Annotated in this window: 16 protein-coding genes and 1 tRNA gene; 6 read left to right on the top strand and 11 right to left on the bottom strand. The window is 74.1% G+C overall.

Annotated features, from left to right (window positions below):
• Positions 1-62 precede the first annotated feature (62 nt).
• From ACYVG5_RS13470 to ACYVG5_RS13445, 6 genes are all read right to left on the bottom strand, one after another.
• Positions 63-1,199, bottom strand: coding sequence for an FUSC family protein (locus tag ACYVG5_RS13470; protein WP_222049496.1), 1,137 nt, complete (start codon positions 1,197-1,199; stop codon positions 63-65).
• Between the two features lie 71 nt (positions 1,200-1,270).
• Positions 1,271-1,567: a hypothetical protein gene (locus tag ACYVG5_RS13465; RefSeq protein WP_222049495.1), complete on the bottom strand. Its 297-nt coding sequence runs from the start codon at positions 1,565-1,567 to the stop codon at positions 1,271-1,273.
• Between the two features lie 83 nt (positions 1,568-1,650).
• Positions 1,651-1,726, bottom strand: a tRNA-Arg gene (locus tag ACYVG5_RS13460).
• Between the two features lie 185 nt (positions 1,727-1,911).
• Positions 1,912-2,841: a glycine betaine ABC transporter substrate-binding protein gene (locus ACYVG5_RS13455; RefSeq protein WP_222049494.1), complete on the bottom strand. Its 930-nt coding sequence runs from the start codon at positions 2,839-2,841 to the stop codon at positions 1,912-1,914.
• 99 nt (positions 2,842-2,940) lie between these two features.
• A complete protein-coding gene (locus ACYVG5_RS13450; protein WP_222049493.1) occupies positions 2,941-3,942 on the bottom strand; it encodes an ABC transporter permease in 1,002 nt (333 codons plus the stop codon).
• Complete coding sequence (locus ACYVG5_RS13445; RefSeq protein ID WP_222049492.1) at positions 3,935-5,200, bottom strand: quaternary amine ABC transporter ATP-binding protein; 1,266 nt, start codon at positions 5,198-5,200, stop codon at positions 3,935-3,937. The genes ACYVG5_RS13450 and ACYVG5_RS13445 overlap by 8 nt, the downstream gene beginning before the upstream one ends.
• Positions 5,201-5,906: 706 nt before the next feature.
• On the opposite strand from ACYVG5_RS13445, the gene ACYVG5_RS13440 reads away from it, so the two are divergent.
• The 5 genes from ACYVG5_RS13440 (at position 5,907) to ACYVG5_RS13420 (ending at position 11,082) form a co-directional block, all read left to right on the top strand.
• Positions 5,907-6,227 carry a GNAT family N-acetyltransferase gene (locus ACYVG5_RS13440; protein ID WP_222049553.1) on the top strand — a complete coding sequence of 107 codons (321 nt, stop codon included), beginning with the start codon at positions 5,907-5,909 and terminating at the stop codon, positions 6,225-6,227.
• Entirely contained in the window at positions 6,224-7,612 is a 1,389-nt protein-coding gene (locus ACYVG5_RS13435; RefSeq protein ID WP_222049552.1) for a cryptochrome/photolyase family protein, read from the top strand. Before ACYVG5_RS13440 ends, ACYVG5_RS13435 begins: the two co-directional genes overlap by 4 nt.
• 129 nt (positions 7,613-7,741) lie before the next feature.
• Positions 7,742-8,551 (top strand): Fpg/Nei family DNA glycosylase, encoded by an 810-nt coding sequence (locus ACYVG5_RS13430; protein ID WP_222049491.1) that lies wholly within the window; start codon positions 7,742-7,744, stop codon positions 8,549-8,551.
• Positions 8,552-8,668: 117 nt separating this feature from the next.
• Positions 8,669-10,063 carry an FAD-dependent oxidoreductase gene (locus tag ACYVG5_RS13425; RefSeq protein WP_460683246.1) on the top strand — a complete coding sequence of 465 codons (1,395 nt, stop codon included), beginning with the start codon at positions 8,669-8,671 and terminating at the stop codon, positions 10,061-10,063.
• Between the two features lie 80 nt (positions 10,064-10,143).
• On the top strand, positions 10,144-11,082 hold the full coding sequence (locus ACYVG5_RS13420; RefSeq protein WP_222049489.1) for an SMP-30/gluconolactonase/LRE family protein: 939 nt from the start codon (positions 10,144-10,146) through the stop codon (positions 11,080-11,082).
• A gap of 90 nt (positions 11,083-11,172) precedes the next feature.
• Here the strand turns inward: ACYVG5_RS13420 and ACYVG5_RS13415 are convergent, their stop codons facing one another.
• The 3 genes from ACYVG5_RS13415 to ACYVG5_RS13405 all read right to left on the bottom strand — a co-directional run bounded on the left by ACYVG5_RS13415 (position 11,173) and on the right by ACYVG5_RS13405 (position 14,617).
• Positions 11,173-12,153, bottom strand: a complete 981-nt coding sequence (locus ACYVG5_RS13415; protein WP_222049488.1) for a TIGR03557 family F420-dependent LLM class oxidoreductase — start codon at positions 12,151-12,153, stop codon at positions 11,173-11,175.
• A gap of 320 nt (positions 12,154-12,473) precedes the next feature.
• On the bottom strand, positions 12,474-13,709 hold the full coding sequence (locus ACYVG5_RS13410; RefSeq protein WP_222049487.1) for an ABC transporter permease: 1,236 nt from the start codon (positions 13,707-13,709) through the stop codon (positions 12,474-12,476).
• Positions 13,706-14,617 (bottom strand): ABC transporter ATP-binding protein, encoded by a 912-nt coding sequence (locus tag ACYVG5_RS13405; protein ID WP_222049486.1) that lies wholly within the window; start codon positions 14,615-14,617, stop codon positions 13,706-13,708. Before ACYVG5_RS13405 ends, ACYVG5_RS13410 begins: the two co-directional genes overlap by 4 nt.
• A gap of 164 nt (positions 14,618-14,781) precedes the next feature.
• Here ACYVG5_RS13405 and ACYVG5_RS13400 point away from each other — a divergent pair, with 164 nt between their 5' ends.
• Positions 14,782-15,474, top strand: a complete 693-nt coding sequence (locus ACYVG5_RS13400; RefSeq protein ID WP_222049485.1) for a UdgX family uracil-DNA binding protein — start codon at positions 14,782-14,784, stop codon at positions 15,472-15,474.
• 12 nt (positions 15,475-15,486) lie between these two features.
• On the opposite strand, the gene ACYVG5_RS13395 is transcribed toward ACYVG5_RS13400, so the two are convergent.
• Both ACYVG5_RS13395 and ACYVG5_RS13390 read right to left on the bottom strand, forming a co-directional pair.
• On the bottom strand, positions 15,487-16,668 hold the full coding sequence (locus tag ACYVG5_RS13395; RefSeq protein ID WP_222049484.1) for a glucose-1-phosphate adenylyltransferase family protein: 1,182 nt from the start codon (positions 16,666-16,668) through the stop codon (positions 15,487-15,489).
• 42 nt (positions 16,669-16,710) lie between these two features.
• Positions 16,711-18,102: an MFS transporter gene (locus ACYVG5_RS13390; RefSeq protein ID WP_222049483.1), complete on the bottom strand. Its 1,392-nt coding sequence runs from the start codon at positions 18,100-18,102 to the stop codon at positions 16,711-16,713.
• Between the last annotated feature and the right edge of the window lie 59 nt (positions 18,103-18,161).

Here is an 18,161-nt window from a genome sequence, read left to right as displayed (position 1 = left end):
GCACCGCCCCGGCCCGCTGGCCGCCGTAGCGCCCGCCGGGATGCCGGTCGGCGCGGCCACGGTCAGCCGGGCGGCTCGTCCGCCGGCTCCTCGTGAGGTGGCATGGCGGCCAGCGAACGGCGGAGGTTCTCCAGGATGTTGCCGGCCACGAACAGGTCGTCACCAGTGGTGACCCGGACCCGACGCAGCTCGTCGGCGAACCCGCGCAGGACGTCGTGGGCCCTGCTGCTCACCTTGGGGTCGGCGGTGGCCCCTTCGACCGACCGGAGGACCTCGGCGACCCCGGCCAGGGCCCGCGCCGCCGGAAGGCGCAGCGACGGGCCCAGCGGCACCCAGTGGTTGTCGGCGTTCTCGGTCTCGGCGATGAGCTGGGTGAGGTCCTCGACGAGCAGCGTGAGCCGCTCCAGCGCCCGCGCCTGCTGGTACTGCCGTTCCGCGTCGTTGCGGTACCGGCGCGCACGCCGGTTGCCCCGCCGCGCCTCCATGGTCTGCTGCACGGCCGTGCGCATCTGGGCGAGGACGGGGTCGATGGTGTGGATCCGCCCCTGCCACCCGGCCTGGGTCGGCGGGTGCTCCTGGCTCAGCCCGTCGACCAGGTCGTCCAGTTGCCCGGCGAGGGTGTCCCGCAGCGCCTTAAGCTGCTGCTCGGCGGGCGCCAGCGGGAGCGGGGGGAAGGCTGCGGTCACGGCCACCCCCACCAGCGCCCCCAGGAACGTCAGCCCGGTGTAGCCCAGCACGTAGCCCGTGGGGTTGTCGCGTCCGATGATCAGCACGAACAGCGCCGACGTGGGCAGCCAGCTGCCGGCGCTGCCCAGTCGGTGCCAGCCGGCCAGCAGCACCCCGATGGCCACGACAGCGGCCAGCGCCAGGAGGCGCGGCCCCGGCACAGCGTGGAAGCCGATGGCGACCGCCGCTCCCAGGGCGATCGCGGCGACCGTCTGGAGCGACTCCCGCGCGGAGCCGGCGACCGTGGTCGAGGTGGCGATCACGGCGCCGAGCGGTGCGTAGTACGGGTAGTCGCTGGCGGGTCCGGGGACGAAGCCCACCAGCACCCAGGCGGTCACCGCGGCCAGTGCCGCCTTGACGGCCAGCCCCAGCCGCGGGTGCCGCGCCCACGTGCGCCGCAGCGGCCCGGTCCAGCCGCCGGGCCGGCCGGGGTGGGCGGCACCCTCGCCCGAGGGGTGGAGCAGTGCAGGCATCGGGTCATCCTGACGCGCCCCGGCGGAACCGGCAGCGGAGGCACGTCGCCGGACCCGATCCTGCCCGCCGCTCAGGGACGGGGGTTGGTCCGCGTCCAGCCGCGCTCGTCCCGGCGGACACCTTGGGCCGCCCGGCAGCGGCGGCACACGAGCTGCACGCCCTCCGCGTGCCGACCCGACTCCGGTTGGACGTCCGCCCAGCCGACGTGCGGGAAGCGGGCCAGCCGGGACCTGTTCAGCGACAGCCCGCAGACCGTTTCGTTGCGCCCTCGCTCCCACGCGTGCACCTCACCGGCGGGGTAGCGGACGCCGTCGTCCGGGTCGGTCCACTGGTCCGCGGCCGCGACCGCCGCGCTGCGTGCTCCCATGCGTGCGCCGGTACCCGCAGGGTCCGGCCACCATCCCGGGACGGCAGGAAGCCGGGCGTCCGCGATGTCCTGCGACATCACGATGGTGCCCCCGGCAGGATTCGAACCTGCGACACACGGTTTAGGAAACCGATGCTCTATCCCCTGAGCTACGGGGGCGGGACGTGTCCACATCGCTGTGGAGGACCGCCGTGGCTGGGCTCATCGTGGCACGTCCGGGCAGCGGCCCGTGGGGCGGGCACCCCGGGCGGCGCACGGCAGAGGGGCCCGGCGGCAGCTGCCACCGGACCCCTCTGGTCACTGCCCGACGGGCGCTGGGTCCAGCGCCCGGGAACGGCAGCCCGTCAGCTCTGCAGGGACTCCATGAAGTCCGGGTTCTGCTCGATCCACGCGTCGACGGCCTCGCCGTAGCGGCCCTCGCCGTACTCGTTGACCACCAGGTTCTCCAGCGAGCCGTACTGCTCGTCGGTCAGCGTCAGGTTCTCCATCATGGCCGCGACGTCGCTGCAGTCCTCGGAAAAGCCGGTGCGGGCCAGGGTGTGCAGCCCCTCGGCGTCACCCAGGGCGCCCTCGGGGTCGGCCAGGTCCTTGACGGGGAACTCGCTGTTGGCCCAGAAGGGACGCCACAGGGTGACGACGATGTCCTCGTTGGCCTCGGTGGCGGCCTGCAGCTCGGCCAGCATGGCGGTGGTGGAGGACTCGACCAGCGTGTACTCCTCCCCCAGCCCGTAGGTGGGGATGACGCTCTCCTTGGTCGTCTTCGTGAGCCCGGCACCCGGCTCAATCCCGATGATCCGGCCGTCGAACATCTCCGCGTTGCCGGCCAGGTCGGCGATGGAGTCGATGTCGGTGTACTCCGGCACCGCGAAGGTCAGCACCGCGCCGTCGTACCAGGCACCGAGGTCCTCGATCTGGTCGCCGTACTCGTCCATGTAGGCCGCGTGCGTGACCTCGGACCACGCCGACGGGTAGACGTCGACGTCCCCGCCGGCCAGCCCGGCGTACAGCGGCGCCGCGTCGGAGATCTCGGTCATCTCGACCTCGATGCCCTGCTCCTGCAGGACGTGGTCCCACAGGTGCGCCAGGCTCAGTCCGTCGGTCCAGGACGGGATGAAGCCGAGGTTGACGGACTCGCAGGCCGCGCCCTCGGACGCGGTGGAGCCCGCCGCGCTCGCGTCGGTGTCGCTGTCGCCGCCGCAGGCGGTGGCGGTCAGCGCGACGGCGGCGAGGCCGGCGGCGAGGCGCGCGCCTCGGGTGGTCAGGTGCTTGTTCATGCGGTCGTTCCTCTCCTACATCTGGTGGCGGTCGACTGCCCCGCGCACCGTTGGTGCTCCGGATCCGCGGCGACGGCCCGGGAGGGCCGCGCCGATCGACTACCGGGCAGGTCGGTTCGGTGAGTTCTGGTCGGTTCCGACGGGCATGACCGCATCGGCGGACCGGCTACTGGCGGCCAGGCCGGCCTTGCCGACCGTGCCGCCACGGCTGAGGAAGGACGGGAAGCCGGACAGCCGCCCCCGCCGCTGACCGAATGCGCTGGTCAGCCGGTCGAGGTAGATGGCGAGGATGACGACCGAGAGGCCGCCCTCGAAGCCCAGGCCGACGTCGAGCCGGGAGATGCTGGTGACGACGACGCCGCCCAGGCCCGCCGCCCCGATCAGGCCGGCGATGACCGCCATCGAGAGCGCCAGCATGATCACCTGGTTGACGCCGGCCATGATCGTCGGGAGTGCCAGCGGGAGCTGGACACCGCGCAGGATCCGTCCGGGCGGGCTGCCGAACGCGTGCCCCGCCTCCACCAGCTCCTTGTCCACCTGCCGGATGCCCAGCTCGGTGAGCCGGACCCCCGGCGGCATCGCGAAGATGATCGTGGTGACGACGCCCGGGACCAGGCCGATGCCGAAGAAGGTCACGGCGGGGACGAGGTAGACGAACGCGGGCATCGTCTGCATGAAGTCGAGCACCGGCCGGAGGACCGCGCTGATCCGGTCGCTCTTCGCCGCCGCGATGCCGATCGGGATGCCGATCGCCACCGCGATCACCGCGGACACCAGGACCAGGGCCAGCGTGGCCATCGCCGGGTCCCACATCCGCATGCTGATCATGAGCAGCAGCCCGAGCAGCGAAACGACGGCGAAGCGCACCGACCGCACCACGCCACCGAGCACAGCCAGCAGCACCGCGAAGACGATCGGCGGCAGGAACAGCAGCGCGTCCCGCAGGCTCTCCACGCCGGCCTCGGTCCCGGTGCTGATCGCATCGAAGACCGGGGAGAAGTTGTCGGTCAGCCAGTCGAGGCCGGTGTCGATCCAGTCGCCCAGCGGAACCCGGGGCAGGTCGCCGTCCTCGGCGGCCACGAGCAGAGATGTCTCAGCCACGAACGGCCTCCCTCGTCCCGACGGCGGTCGCGCCCGCCGTGTGCGGCGATCCGGTGCCGCTGGGCACCGGCCGCCCGTTGCCGGTGGCGCCGCCCAGCGCGGCCAGGACGGCGCCGCGGGGGACGACGCCGACCAGCCGGCCGTCGGCGTCGACGACCGTCACCGGCACCTCGTCCTGCGCGGCCGGGGTCAGCAGGTCCGCGAGCAGCGTCGTCGTCCGGACGCTGACCGGGGGCTGCAGGGGCAGACCGACCAGGCTCGGCGCACCGCTCTCGGCGGCCGTCCGCACGGCCTCCTCGGTGGCCACGCCGGCCAGCCCGCCGTTCCCGTCGCCGACCAGGACGGTGCCGGTCCGGTGCGCGCGCATGGCGGTCAGCACGTCGGCGGGCGCCGCCCCGAGGGGGACGGCGGCGGGTGCGGCCACCATGACGTGCCCGGCGGTGAAGACCCGGCCCCGGTCGACGTCGGCGAGGAACTGCGCGACGTAGTCGTCGGCCGGCTCGTCGAGGATCTGCTCGGGCGTGCCGATCTGCACGATCCGGCCGTCCCGCATGATCGCGATCCGGTCGCCCAGCCGCATCGCCTCGTTGAGGTCGTGGGTGATGAAGACGATCGTCTTGCCCAGCTGGGCCTGCAGCTCGAGCAGCTGGTCCTGCATCTCGCGCCGGATCAGCGGGTCCAGCGCGCTGAACGCCTCGTCCATCAGCATCAGGTCGGTCTCGGCGGCCAGCGCCCGGGCCAGGCCGACCCGCTGCTTCATCCCCCCGGACAGCTCGTCGGGCTTCGCGTCCGCCCACTGCTCCAGGCCCACCAGCGCCAGCGCCTCGCGGGCCTTGGCCCGACGGGTCCGGCGGTCCATCCCGCGCACCTCGAGGGCGTAGGCGGCGTTGTCGACCACCGTGCGGTGCGGAAAGAGCGCGAAGTGCTGGAACACCATGCTCATCCGCTCCTGCCGCAGCCGGCGCAGGGCCTTGGCGTCCAGCGTGGTGAGGTCGTCGCCACCCACTCGGACCCTGCCGGCGGTCGCGTCCAGCAGGCCGTTCAGCATCCGCAGCAGCGTCGACTTGCCCGAGCCGGACAGCCCCATCACCACGAAGATCTCGCCCGGCTCGACGGTGAAGCTGACGTCGATGACGGCCGGGGTCGCCCCCAGCTCGCGGACGTCGGCCACGGAGGCGCCGTCCCCGAGCCGGCGCACGGCCTCGTCGGTGCGCCGTCCGAAGATCTTGAACAGCCCTTCAGCGTGTACAGCAGGCACGTTCACCTCTCGTCGTCGGACATGGACCGGCCCTCGGCGGGGATCCGTCGATCGGGCGCCGCGCGGTCGCCGCGCCCAGCGCCGCACCTGGCGGGCGGACAGCCCCACGATGGGGTGGCGCGACCCCGGCGCGCGTTGCCGCGAGCACTGCTCCGCAGCTCGCGCACCGGGCACAGGCGGCCATGAGGGTCATGGTCGCGACATCGTGCGAAGGGAAAGCTAACAGCCAATTCATTGGTCACCCACCAATAGCGACGGATCCGGCCATTCTGTTATGCGGTCGTGACGTCGATCGACAGTGTCGAACAGCACATTCAGCGGATATCCTCCTCCCGCGTCGACTGCCGAGCACGCCGCCCCGGCCAGCCCGAACGCGTCGCTGTCGAGTCGTTCCAGCGCGTTCTCCGACCATGGCGCGCAGTAGCTGACCTGTCATGAAATCGTCATGAGATCTCCATGTCAGGATGCTGGCAGCCATTTCCGCAGCCGTTCCGGCCCGGCGCCGGGATGGGCGGAGCGGAGCGTGCGTCGCGCCGCACGAAGGCCGCCGCGTCGGGTACCGCCGATACCCGACGCGCCCGAACGGGGAACACCCGATCGGCCCAACGCGTCTCCAGAAGCGGGCGGTTCTGTGCCGCAACCGTTACCTTGTCTCAGCACGTGAGCCTCGGCAGCGGCGCCGAGACAGTGGAGGTGACTGAGCACGATGGACATCACGGTGGTCGACGTCCCAGGACGTGGACGCTTCGAGATCCGGGCGGACGACCGTGTCGTCGGCCTGGCCAGCTACCACGTGGACGGCGACGTCATGACGTTGCCGCACACCGAGATCGACCCGTCGATGGGTGGGCAGGGTCTCGGTACGACGCTGGTCCGCGAACTCCTGTCGGCCGCCCGCTCCCGGCAACTGCACGTGCTCCCCTACTGCTCGTTCATCCGCAAGTACCTGCAGGACCACCCCGAGGACCTCGACCTCGTGGCCGAGGACGACCGCCCGACCTTCGGCCTCTCCCCCGCCGTCCGCTGACGTCCGCCCGGCCGGCGCGCACCGCCCTGCTGTGGTTCCGGCGCGATCTGCGCCTGGGTGACCACCCGGCGCTGCTGGCCGCCGGCGAAGCGGCCGGGAACGACGGCGCCGTGCTGCCGGTCTTCGTGTTCGACGACCGGCTCTGGGGGCCCGCCGGTGCGCCGCGCCGCCGCTTCCTGCTCGACTGCCTGGACGACCTGCGGACGGCGACGGACGGGGCCCTCGTCCTCCGGCACGGCGACCCGGCCCGCGTCGTCCCGCAGCTGGCCGCCGAGGTGGGTGCCGCCAGCGTGCACGTCTCCGCCGATCCCGGCCCCTACGGCCGCCGGCGCGACGCCGCGGTCGAGCGGGCGCTGGGCGACGTCCCGCTGGAGCGAACCGGCTCGCCCTACCTGGTCACCCCGGGCCGGGTGACCAAGCGCGACGGCACCCCCTTCCAGGTCTTCTCCCCGTTCGCCCGCGCCTGGCGCGAGCACGGCTGGCGGGCACCTGCGCCGCGGCCCCGCGCCGTCCCCTGGCTGTCCGGCGTCCCGTCCACCGACCCGCCGCCGGCCCCCGACCCCGGTGACGCCCAGCTGCCCCCGGCCGGAGAGGCCGCGGCCGCGGCGACCTGGGCACGGTTCCGGGACGAGCGCCTGCGCGACTACGCCGAGGGCCGCAACACACCCGGTACCGACGGCACCAGCCGGCTCTCGGCGTACCTGAAGTACGGCTGCATCCACCCCCGCACCCTGCTGGCCGACCTGGCGGCACAGGACGACGGCGGCGAGGCGGTGCGGCGGTACACCGACGAGCTGGCCTGGCGGGACTTCTACGCCGACGTGCTCTGGCACCGGCCGGACTCCGCCCGGGAGTACCTCGACCCCCGGCTGCAAGGCATGCGCTACGACACCGGCCCCGACGCCGAGGAGCTGGTCCGCGCCTGGGAGACCGGCCGCACCGGCTTCCCGATCGTCGACGCCGGCATGCGGCAGCTGCTCGGTGAGGCCTACGTGCACAACCGGGTGCGGATGATCGTCGCCTCCTTCCTGGTCAAGGACCTGCACCAGGAGTGGACCCGCGGCGCGCGGTGGTTCATGCGGCACCTGGTCGACGGCGACCTGGCCAGCAACAACCACGGCTGGCAGTGGGTCGCCGGGACCGGCACCGACGCCTCGCCGTACTACCGGGTGTTCAACCCGGTCACCCAGGGCAAGAAGTTCGATCCGGACGGCACCTACGTCAAGCGCTGGGTGCCCGAGCTGCGCGACGTCCCGGCCCGGTACGTGCACGAACCGTGGCGGTCACCCGACGGCGTCCCGGCCGGGTACCCGGAGCCCGTGGTCGACCACGCCCACGAGCGCCAGGTGTCCCTGGACCGCTACGCAGCCATCCGCACCCGCTGAACTCGCGACACCCCCGGGGGCCAAAATCGCGACTTTGGCCCCCCGGGGGTGTCGGCTGGGTCACCGGTCCCGTCGTGGCGGACGGCGTCGGCGCAGGTGAAGCTGGGTGCATGACCGCGCGAGCTGCCCGTGCCTGAGGGCCACACCCTGTACCGGCTGGCCCGCGAGCAGCACGCCGCGTTCGCCGGCCGCGAGGTGCACGTGACCAGCCCGCAGGGGCGCTTCGCCGGCCAGGCCGAGCTGATCGACGGCCGGGTGCTGGACGAGGTCACGTCCTACGGAAAGCACCTGTTCGCCGGCTTCGGCCCCGACGTCGTCCACGTGCACCTCGGCCTGTATGGGAAGTACACGTCCGGGACGGGGCTGCCACCGGCGCCCCGGGGTGCGCTGCGGATGCGCTGGGAGGGGCCCGGTGAGGACGGCCACGGCGTGTGGACCGACCTGCGCGGAGCCACCACCTGCGACCTGATCACCGACGGCGAGGTGAAGCTCCTCCTCGACCGGCTGGGCCCCGACCCGCTGCGCCGGCGCTCCGACCCGGGAAAGGCGTTCGCCCGCATCGCGAGGAGCCGGACGTCGATCGGCGCGCTGCTGATGGACCAGGCCGTGCTGGCCGGCGTCGGCAACGTCTACCGCGCCGAGCTGCTCTTCCGGCACGGCGTCTCCCCGTTCCGGCCCGGCCGGGACGTCGACGCCGGCACCTGGACGGGGATGTGGGCGGACCTGGTGACCCTGATGCGGGCCGGGGTGCGCGCCGGGCGGATCGTGACCACCCGGCCCGAGGACCGGGAGCGGCGGCGGGGCGTGGCCGGCCCGACCGACGCCCACTACGTCTACCGGCGCACCGGGCTGCCCTGCCGGATCTGCGGCACCGAGGTGCGCACCGAGGTCATGGTCGGCCGCAACCTCTTCTGGTGCCCCACCTGCCAGGCCACCTGACGAAGGACCCCGTCCTCCTCACTCCTCGCAAGCTCGGAGCGAGCCTCGGGACGGGGCCATCACGCCGCAGGGCCGTTGAGCTGGTGCACACCGGGCCGGCGGGTCAGGATGCGAGGTGTGCCGGACACCGAGCGGGACCCACGTCCACTGCGGGTCGCCGTCGTCGGCGCCGGCCCGGCGGGCATCTACGCCGCCGACGCGCTGGCCGGGCAGGACGATGTGCCCGTCGCCGTCGACCTGATCGACCGGCTGCCCACGCCCTTCGGGCTGGTCCGGCACGGCATCGCCCCCGACCACGCCAAGATGCGCGCGCTGCGCGACACGCTGCACCACACGCTGGACCACGAGCGGGTCCGGTTCGTCGGCAATGTCGAGATCGGCCGGGACCTCGGCCTCGACGAGCTGCGCCGGCACGTGGACGCCGTCGTCTACACCTACGGCGCCGCCGGCGACCGCCGGCTGGGCATCGAGGGCGAGGACCTGCCCGGCAGCCTGGCCGCCACCGACGTCGTCTCCTGGTACTGCGGTCACCCCGACGCCGACCGCGCGCTCGTGGAGGAGGCCGTCGGCCGGGCCCGGCACGTCGTGGTCATCGGCGTGGGCAACGTGGCGCTGGACGTCGGCCGGGTGCTGGCCCGCTCCCCCGACGAGCTGCTGCTCACCGACATGCCGCAGCACGTCCTGGACAGCCTCGCGGCGGCGCCGGTGGAGCAGGTGACGGTGCTCGGGCGCCGTGGCCCGGCGCAGGCGACGTTCACCACCCAGGAGCTGCGCGAGCTCGACCACCTCGCCGACGCCGTCGTCCTGGTCGACCCGGCCGACCTCGAGCTCGACCCGGCGGCCGAGGAGGCCGCCGCCGCCGACCGGGTGATCGCCCGCAACCTGGCCACGCTGCGCGGGTGGGCCGGGCACACCCCCGCGCCGGGCCGGGTCGGCATCCGGCTGCGGTTCCACGCCCGGCCGGTCCGGCTGGTGGGCACCGACCGGGTCACCGGGGTGGAGGTCGAGCGCACGGTGGTCGACGCCGCGGGCACCGCGACCGGCACCGGTGAGTTCGACGTCGTCCCCGCGGACCTGGTGGTCCGCTCGGTCGGCTACCGCGGCCACCCGCTGCCCGGGCTCCCGGTCGACGGGCGCTCGGGCACGGTGCCCAACGAGGCCGGCCGGGTGCTGCGCGACGGCGCCCCGAGCACCGGCGAGTACACCGCCGGGTGGATCAAGCGCGGGCCGACCGGGGTGGTGGGCACCAACAAGCACGACGCACGGGAGACGGTGGCCGCCCTGCTCGCCGACGCCGCGGCCGGCACGCTGCGGCCGGGCGGGGACGTCGACGACCTGGTGGACACCCTGGTGGCCCGCGGGGTGGAGCCGGTGCTGCTGTCGAACTGGCGGGCGATCGACGCGGCGGAGACGGCTCTGGGCGCGACCCGCGGCCGCGCCCGGACCACGCTGCACGACCGGGCGTCGCTGCTGGCCGCTGCCCGGGCGGCCGCGGCGGCGGTGCAGGCGTAGGTGCGGCCGGCCCCGTCGGGCACCCGGCCGGCAGCCACCGCCGGTGTGGCGGTCCCGGTGTCGCGGGGCAGGATGCTCCCGTGACCCGACTCCAGGCCGCGCCCGCCGCTCCGTCCCCCGCCGAGCACGGGGAGGGACCGGTCTGGGATGCCGATCGCCAGGAACTCGTCTGGGTGGACATCACCGCCGGCCGGTTCCGGCGGGCGACGGTGTCCCCCGACGGCGAGCTGACCGAGGTGGGCGCCGTCGAGGTGGGCGGCACCGTGGGCGTCGCCGTCCCGGTTGCCCACGGGGGCTGGCTGCTGGGCGCCGGCCCCGGCTTCACCGCCGTGACCGCCGACGGTGAGGTGCGCTCCCTGCTGGAGCTGGCCGGCGAGGGTGGCCCGGCGCAGGCGCTGGAGGGCCGGCCCAGCGGCACCCGGATGAACGACGGCGGCTGCGACCGGGCCGGCCGGTTCTTCGCCGGGACGATGGCCTTCGACGAGCGCCCCGGCGCCGGCGCGCTGTACCGGGTCGACCTGGACGGGACGGTCAGCAGGGTCCTCGACGGGCTCACGATCTCGAACGGGCTGGGCTGGTCACCCGACGACCGCACCGTCTACCTCGCCGACTCCGGCGCCGCGGTCGTGTGGGCGTTCGACTACGACCTGGGCACCGGCGAGTTCGGCGGCCGGCGCCCGGTGGTCCGGTTCGCCGGGGACGACGGCGTCGCCGACGGGCTGACCGTCGACGACGAGGGCTGCCTGTGGACCGCGCTGTGGGGCGCCGGCCAGGTGCGGCGCTACTCCCCCGCCGGCGAGCTGCTCGCGGTGGTCGACGTCCCGGCGTCCCAGACGTCGAGCTGCGCGTTCGCCGGCCCGGGCCGCGACCTGCTGGTGGTCAGCACGTCCGTGCACGGGCTGACGGCCGACGAGCGCACCGGCCAGCCCGACGCCGGGCGGTTGTTCACCGTCCGGCCCGGGGTGACCGGCCCGCCCGCGTTTCCCTACCGCGGCCCGCTCAGCGGCCTCCGCCAGTAGAAGGACCTCCCTGCCCCCCACCCCTCGCAGGCCCGGGTGCAGGCACCCGCGGCGTACGAAGCGCGTCGTGGGGGGCACCCGGGTACTTCTTCAGGAGCCGAAGGCCTCCCGCCAGGCCGGCATCAGGTCGCGCTGCGCCCACTCCAGGTAGGGCTGCTGCTGGTCGCCGCCGATCTGCACCAGCGCCAGGTGGCTGAAGCCCGCCTCCGCGTAGGCCTGCGCCGCCTCGATGACCGCCCCGACGTCGTTCCCGCATGGGATCGACGCCGCGACGTCCTCCTCGCGCACGAACTGGCTGGCCGCCTCGAAACCCGCCGTCCCCGGCAGGTCGGCGTTGACCTTCCAGCCCAGGCCGAACCAGCGGAACAGCGAGTGCGCGCGGGTGACCGCCGCGTCCCGGTCGGTGCCGTAGCTGATCGGCATCTGGCCGATCCGCGGCTTGTCCCCGCCGCCGGCGGCCGCGAACGTCTCGGTGAGCTCGGGCCGGGGCTCGGTGGCGATCAGCACGTCGGCGTACTCGGCGGCCAGCTCGACCGACTTCTCCCCCGACACGGCGATGCCGATCGGCACCCCGCCCTCGGGGAGGTCCCAGATCCTGCCGCCGTCGACGTCGTAGTGGTCGCCGTGGAAGGTCGTGTATCCCTCGCCCTGGAGCAGTTCCCGAATGATCTGCACCGCCTCGGCGAGCATCTCGTGCCGGACGGCGACCGGCGGCCAGCCCTCGCCGATCACGTGCTCGTTGAGGTTCTCGCCCGCGCCCAGGCCGAGGGTGAACCGGCCGTCGCTGAGCAGCTGCAGGGTCGCCGCCTGCTGGGCCACCACCGCCGGGCGGTACCGCATGATCGGGCAGGTCACGTAGGTCATCAGCGGCAACCGGCTGGTCGCCTGCGCCACCGCGCCGAGCGTGACCCAGGCGTTGGGGGCGTGGCCCATCTCGTCCAGCCACGGGAAGTAGTGGTCGCTGCTGACGGCGAAGTCGAAGCCGGCCGCCTCGGCGCCGACGGCGTGGGAGACCAGGTCCTTCGGCCCGGACTGCTCGGTCATCAGGGTGTAGCCCAGCTGCATGCTCATGGGCTGCGGCTACCCCGCCGCCGGGTCGGCCGAACCGGGCACCGACCCCACCCTGTGGTCGCCGTCCTCACGCTGGGAGGTGAGGACGGCGACCACGGCGCGCACCGGCCGGCGGCTGGAGCGGCCACCCTTCAGGGGCCCGCGCCGAGCGTGGTGACGTGCTGGAGCGGCCACCCTTCAGGGGCCCGCGCCGAGCGTGGTGACGTGCTGGAGCGGCCACCCTTCAGGGGCCCGCGCCGAGCGTGGTGACGTGCTGGAGCGGCCACCCTTCAGGGGCCCGCGCCGAGCTTGCGAGGCGTGGGGGGAAGGGTGGTCCTTCTTCAGACGCGCTCGGCCTTCAGCGCCTCCCGGAACTTCACCTTGCCGCCGGTGCGCAGCAGCGCCCCGGCGTAGACCCGCCCACCGATCCGGACGATCGCGGCGATCGCCAGCACCATCAGGACGACGGCCACCGCGACCTCCCACCAGGCGGCGGCACCGGCAGCCTGCCGCACCGGCATCACCATCGGCGACATCCCGGGCACGAACGAGGTGACCGTGGCCAGCGTGCTGTTCGGGTCCTGGGCCGCCTGGAAGGAGATGACGAAGCCGAGCACCAGCAGGATGGAGGCCGGGGTGATGACGCTGCCCAGGTCCTCCTGGCGGCTGACCAGCGAGGCCGCCGCGGCGAACACCGAGGCGTAGAAGGCGTAGCCGACCACGAACCAGGCGATGACGGTGACCACGGTGCCGATCAGCCGGCCGGGCACGCTGACGACGTCGAAGGCCAGCGCCCCGACCACCCCGACGACGGCGATCACCAGCATCTGCAGGAAGCCGAGCAGCCCCAGGCCGATGATCTTCCCGGCCAGCAGCTGCCACGGGCGCATGGTCGCGAGCAGCAGCTCGACCACCCGGCTGGACTTCTCCTCGACCACGCCCTGGGCGACGAACTGCCCGAAGAGGATCAGCAGGCTGTAGAGCACCAGGACGCCGACCACCGCGACGACGGTCGCCTCGGTGTTCTCCTCCGCGTCCTCCTCGAGGGCGACGACGTCGACCTGGGGCGGCGGCGTCAGCTGGACCCCGGCCGCGGTGAGCTGGTCGTCGATCGACAGACCCTGCACGGTCGACTGGACCAGCGCCTCGAGCTGCGCGTCGCCGCTCATCACGAGCAGCTCGGGCTGCGCGCCGGACGGGGCGAGCAGGGCGGCGTCGACGTCCTCCGCCTCGACGGCGGTGCGCGCGGCGGCCTCGTCGTCGAGCGCGACGACCTCCACGTCGGTGCCGAAGGCCTCGCCCTGCGCCTGCAGCGCCTGGTCCACCGCGGCGTTGCCGTCGACCACGCCGATCCGGGTGTCGTCGCTGCCGCTGCTGAGCACCACCTGGAAGACCAGCATGCCCAGGATCAGCAGGATCAGGACGGCGGAACCGATCAGGAACCCCTTGTCCCGGATCCGCGTCGAGATCTCCCGGCCCGCGACCAGGCGGACCTGTGCGGCCGCGCTGTTCGGCCGGGTCGCCGGGGGCGGGGTCCGGGCCGACGCCTGGGTCGGGGCCTGCGTGGACGCGGTCACGCCGCCACCTCCGCGGGGGCCGCGGTGACGGCACCGCGGAACAGTTCGACGAGCGTGGGTTCGCGCCAGGCGAAATGGGTGACCGGGCCGGTGGTCAGCGCGGCGGCGAGCACCTGCTGGTCGTCGTACCCCTGGGCCACCTCCAGCACCGTGTCGCCGCGCTGCTCGGACACCACCCGGACGCCGGGCAGCCCGGCCGCCCAGCCGGGGCGCGCCTGGGGAGCGACGACCCGCAGCTGCCGGCCGCTGCCGGCCGCCTTGAGCTCGGCGACGGTGCCGCTGGCCACGATCGTGCCCCGGGCGAGGATGCCGACGGCGTCGCAGAGCCGCTCGACCAGGTCGAGCTGGTGGCTGGAGAACACCACCGGGACGCCGCGGCGGCACTGGTCGAGCAGCGCCTCGGCGAGGGAGTCGACGCCCACCGGGTCCAGCCCGGAGAACGGCTCGTCGAGGATCAGCACGTCGGGCTCGCTGACCAGCGCGGCGGCCAGCTGCACGCGCTGCTGGTTGCCCAGCGAGAGCTTCTCCACCCGGTCGTTGCGGCGCTCGGCCAGCCCCAGCCGGTCGGCCCACTCGGCGGCGGCGCTGGTGGCGGGGCCGGCGGCCATGCCGTGCAGCCGGGCGAAGTAGGCGAGCTGCTCGCCGACCTTCATCTTCGGGTAGAGACCGCGCTCCTCGGGCATGTAGCCGATCCGGCGGCGGGCCTCTTCGTCCACCCGGGCGCCGTTCCAGCGCACCTCGCCGGCGTCGGACCGGGCCAGGCCCATGGCGATCCGCATCGTGGTGGTCTTCCCGGCGCCGTTGGAGCCGCAGAAGCCGAACATCTGCCCCGGGGCGACGGTGAAGCCGACTCCCTGGAGCACCTGGTTGCTGCCGTAGGCCTTGTAGAGGCCGTCGAACTCGAGCACTGTCCCTCCGAGGGTGTCGGGCGAGCCGGTGCGGCGCGGCCGGCGACCGCCCACTTTCCGCCGCGGAAAGCCTGGCCCACCACTTTCCGAATCGTCAAGCGAACACTCCAGCACCCGCTCGGGTTCACCCTGCACGCTCACCCCGTTTCCGGTGTCATCGGGCCATGAGCGCGCACAACCATCCCGCCCAGGTCCCCGACGACGTCGGCCTGGCCCGGCTCCGCGAGGCGGCCGCCGGGTGCCGGGCCTGCGAGCTGTGGGAGCCGGCCACCCAGACCGTCTTCGGCGAGGGCCCGGAGTCCGCCCGGATCGTCTTCGTCGGCGAGCAGCCCGGCGACCAGGAGGACCGCGCCGGTGAGCCGTTCGTCGGCCCGGCCGGAAAGCTGCTGGACCGGGCGCTGGCCGACGCGCAGATCGACCGCCGGGACGCCTACGTCACCAACGCGGTCAAGCACTTCCGGTTCACCCCGACGCCCAAGCGCCGGATCCACCAGTCGCCCGGCGCGGAGCACCTGGCGGCCTGCCGGCCGTGGCTGGAGGCGGAGTTCGCCGTCCTCGCCCCGGAGGTCGTCGTCTGCCTGGGCGCGGTCGCGGCCAAGGCGCTCATCTCGCCGTCGTTCCGGATCACCCGGGAGCGCGGACAACTGCTGCCGTGGACACCGCCGGGCGTGCCGGCCGCCGAGGTGGGCGAGGCCGCCGCCGACGGGCCCGAGCCGGAGGAGGAGGTGCCGGCGCAGACCTGGATCCTGGCGACCACGCACCCTTCCGCCGTGCTGCGGACGCCGGGGGAGGGCCGGGCCGCCGCCTACGACGCGCTCGTCACCGACCTCCGGGTGGTCGCGCACGCCCTGGCGTGACCCCCGGGCGGGCTAATCCTCCTCGGGCTCCGGGAACCGCGCCCCGGCGGCCAGCGAGGCCCCGGCCCCGACCGCGGCCCGGCGGCCGACCAGGGTGATGTCGCCGTCCCCCCCGATCGTGGCCCGCTCCCCCACGTCGACCTGGTCGTCCAGGACGGCGCGGGTGACCGTCGCCCCGGCCCGCACCCGGACACCGGGCAGCAGCACCGAATCCACGACGGTCGCCCCGGCCTCCACGACCACCCCTGGCGACAGCACCGACCCGGTCACGTGCCCGGCCACCCGGGTGCCGCCGGACACCAGGCACTCCTCGAGCACCGCGCCCGGCAGCAGCCGGGCGGCACTGCGCCGGCCGCCCCTCGTGTGCACCGGCCAGCCGGGCTCGTCGAGGTCGATCGGCGGCTCCGCGGACAGGAAGTCGCGGTGCGCCTCCCAGTAGGACGGCACGGTCCCGACGTCGCGCCAGTAGCCCGGCAGCGGGAAGGCCCGGGCCTGCCCGTCCCGGGTCTGGGCCGGCAGCAGGTGGCTGCCGAGGTCCTCCAGCCCTTCCTCCCCGACGTCGGCGTTGATCGCCTCGAGCCGGTCGAGGGTCGGCCCCGGGGAGAACACGAAGACCTCGTTCGTGGCCATGGTGGTCGCCGGCTGCTCCGGCTTGTAGGCGTAGTCGCTGACCTTGCCGCCCTCGCCGACCTGCACGATGCCGTAGCGCGAGGCATCGTCCTCGGCGACCTCGGTGGTCACCATCGTGACCTCCGCGCCGGAGCCCAGGTGGGCCTCGACGACCTCCCGGTAGTCCAGCTTGTACACGGCGTCGGAGCTGACGACGACGAGCGCGTCGGCGCCGAACCCGCGGATCAGGTCCGCGTGCCGCCACAGCGAGTCGGCGGTGCCGGTGTTCCAGCCGCCCCGGTGGGTGCCCATGAACGGCGGCAGGGTCAGCAGGCCGCCGGTGGTGCGGTCGAGGTCCCAGGGCCGGCCGTTGGACAGGTGGTCGTGCAGCGACGTCGGGTGGAACTGCACCGAGATCCACACGTCGGGAATCTGGGAGTGCTCGCAGTTGCTCAGCGGGAAGTCGATCAGCCGGTACACCCCGGCGAACGGGACGGCGGGCTTGGCCCGGTTCTCGGTGAGCAGTTCCAGCCGGCCGCCGGCACCACCGGCGAGGACGAGCACGAGGATGCGGGGCAGGGCCATGGCCCCCCGCTACCCCGCCTCCCCCGGTGCAAGCGCGAGCCGTCAGTCCGCTGCCAGCCGGCGGCGGGCCTGCTCGGCGAGTTCGTCGGCCCGGGACGCGCGGAACAGCCAGAACGACGGGACGGCGACGGCCACCACGGCCATCGCCACCACGATGATCACGCCGCCGGACACCATCGCCATGCTCACGCCGAAGCTGCTGGCGACCAGACCGGCGCGCAGGTCACCCAGCCGGGGCCCGCCCGCGACGACGACGATGAACACGCCCTGCATCCGCCCGCGCATCTCGTCCGGCGCCGCCGTCTGCAGCATCGACGAGCGCAGCACCGCGCTGACCATGTCGCCGGCGCCCGCCACGGCCAGGCAGAAGACCGCCAACCACAGCGTCGAGGCCAGCCCGAACCCGATGATCGCCACGCCCCAGACCGCGATGGCGGCCAGCACGACCGCGCCCTGCCGGTCGACCCGGCTCACCCAGCCCGAAGTCAGCCCCATCAGCAGCGACCCGATCGAGACCCCGGCGAACAGCCAGCCCAGGCTGTTGGCGTCCCCGCCGTACGTGGTCTGCGACAGCTCGGGGAAGACCGCCTGCGGCCAGGCGAACAGCATCGCGATGACGTCGACGACGAAGGTCATCAGCAGCACCGGCTGGGTGCGCAGGAAGGCGAACCCCTCCCACACGCCGCGCACGGCGCGGCCCAGGTGCAGCCGGTGGGTCTCCCCGCCCGGGGGCAGCGGCGGCAGCCCGCGCAGCAGGACCGCCGCGGCGACGAAGCCGATCGCGTCGACCGTGTAGGTGATCGCCAGGTCGCCCAGGCCGATCAGCAGCCCGGCCAACAGCGGCCCGACGATGACGCCGGCCTGGCGCACCGTCATGGCCAGCGCGTTGGCCGCCGCCACCCCCTCGTTGCCCACCAGCGCCGGGATGACCGCGCTGCGCGCCGGCTGGTTGACCGCCGCGAATCCCGACACGGCGGCGGTGAGCACCCACAGCACGGCCAGGTTGCCGTCACCGGGCAGCAGTGCCTGCACCGCCAGCAGCGCGCTGGTCACGGCGGCGCCGACCGACGTCACCACCATCAGCGTGCGGCGGTCCATGGCGTCGGCGATCGCACCGCCGAGCAGGCCGAAGACCACCAGCGGGACCAGCGCCACGATGGAGGTGACGCCGACCATCAGCGTGGAACCGGTGAGCTGGTAGACCTGGTACGGAACGGCGACCAGCGTCATCTGCTGGCCGAGCATCGTGACCGCGACCCCGCTGAACACCCGCCGGTAGTGCCGGTTGCGCAGCGGCGAGGTGTCGATGGCCCAGCCCCGCCGGCGGCGTACCGGCTGCGGCTGCTCGACCGGCCCGCCGCCCTCCAGCGGGTCGACCGGCGTCGTCCCGGCGGGGCCGGGCCCCGGTGGCGGGGTCCCTCCCGGCCCCGTCACGGGTGCTCCTCGCCGGCGTTCGTCGGCCACGTGCCGCCCGGTGCCCTGCTCAGGCGTGA

The sequence above is a fragment of the Modestobacter lapidis genome (genome assembly GCF_054780755.1).
Note: the sequence above shows the minus strand (reverse complement) of the source record. Positions and strands in the feature narration are given on the sequence as shown.

Bases quoted from the DNA above. Each gene is read 5' to 3' on its own strand.
- ACYVG5_RS13470 (WP_222049496.1), bottom strand. From the start codon at position 1,199: ATGCCTGCACTGCTCCACCCCTCGGGCGAGGGTGCCGCCCACCCCGGC.
- ACYVG5_RS13465 (WP_222049495.1), bottom strand. From the start codon at position 1,567: ATGGGAGCACGCAGCGCGGCGGTCGCGGCCGCGGACCAGTGGACCGAC.
- ACYVG5_RS13455 (WP_222049494.1), bottom strand. From the start codon at position 2,841: ATGAACAAGCACCTGACCACCCGAGGCGCGCGCCTCGCCGCCGGCCTC.
- ACYVG5_RS13440 (WP_222049553.1), top strand. From the start codon at position 5,907: ATGGACATCACGGTGGTCGACGTCCCAGGACGTGGACGCTTCGAGATC.
- ACYVG5_RS13415 (WP_222049488.1), bottom strand. From the start codon at position 12,153: ATGAGCATGCAGCTGGGCTACACCCTGATGACCGAGCAGTCCGGGCCG.
- ACYVG5_RS13400 (WP_222049485.1), top strand. From the start codon at position 14,782: ATGAGCGCGCACAACCATCCCGCCCAGGTCCCCGACGACGTCGGCCTG.
- ACYVG5_RS13395 (WP_222049484.1), bottom strand. From the start codon at position 16,668: ATGGCCCTGCCCCGCATCCTCGTGCTCGTCCTCGCCGGTGGTGCCGGC.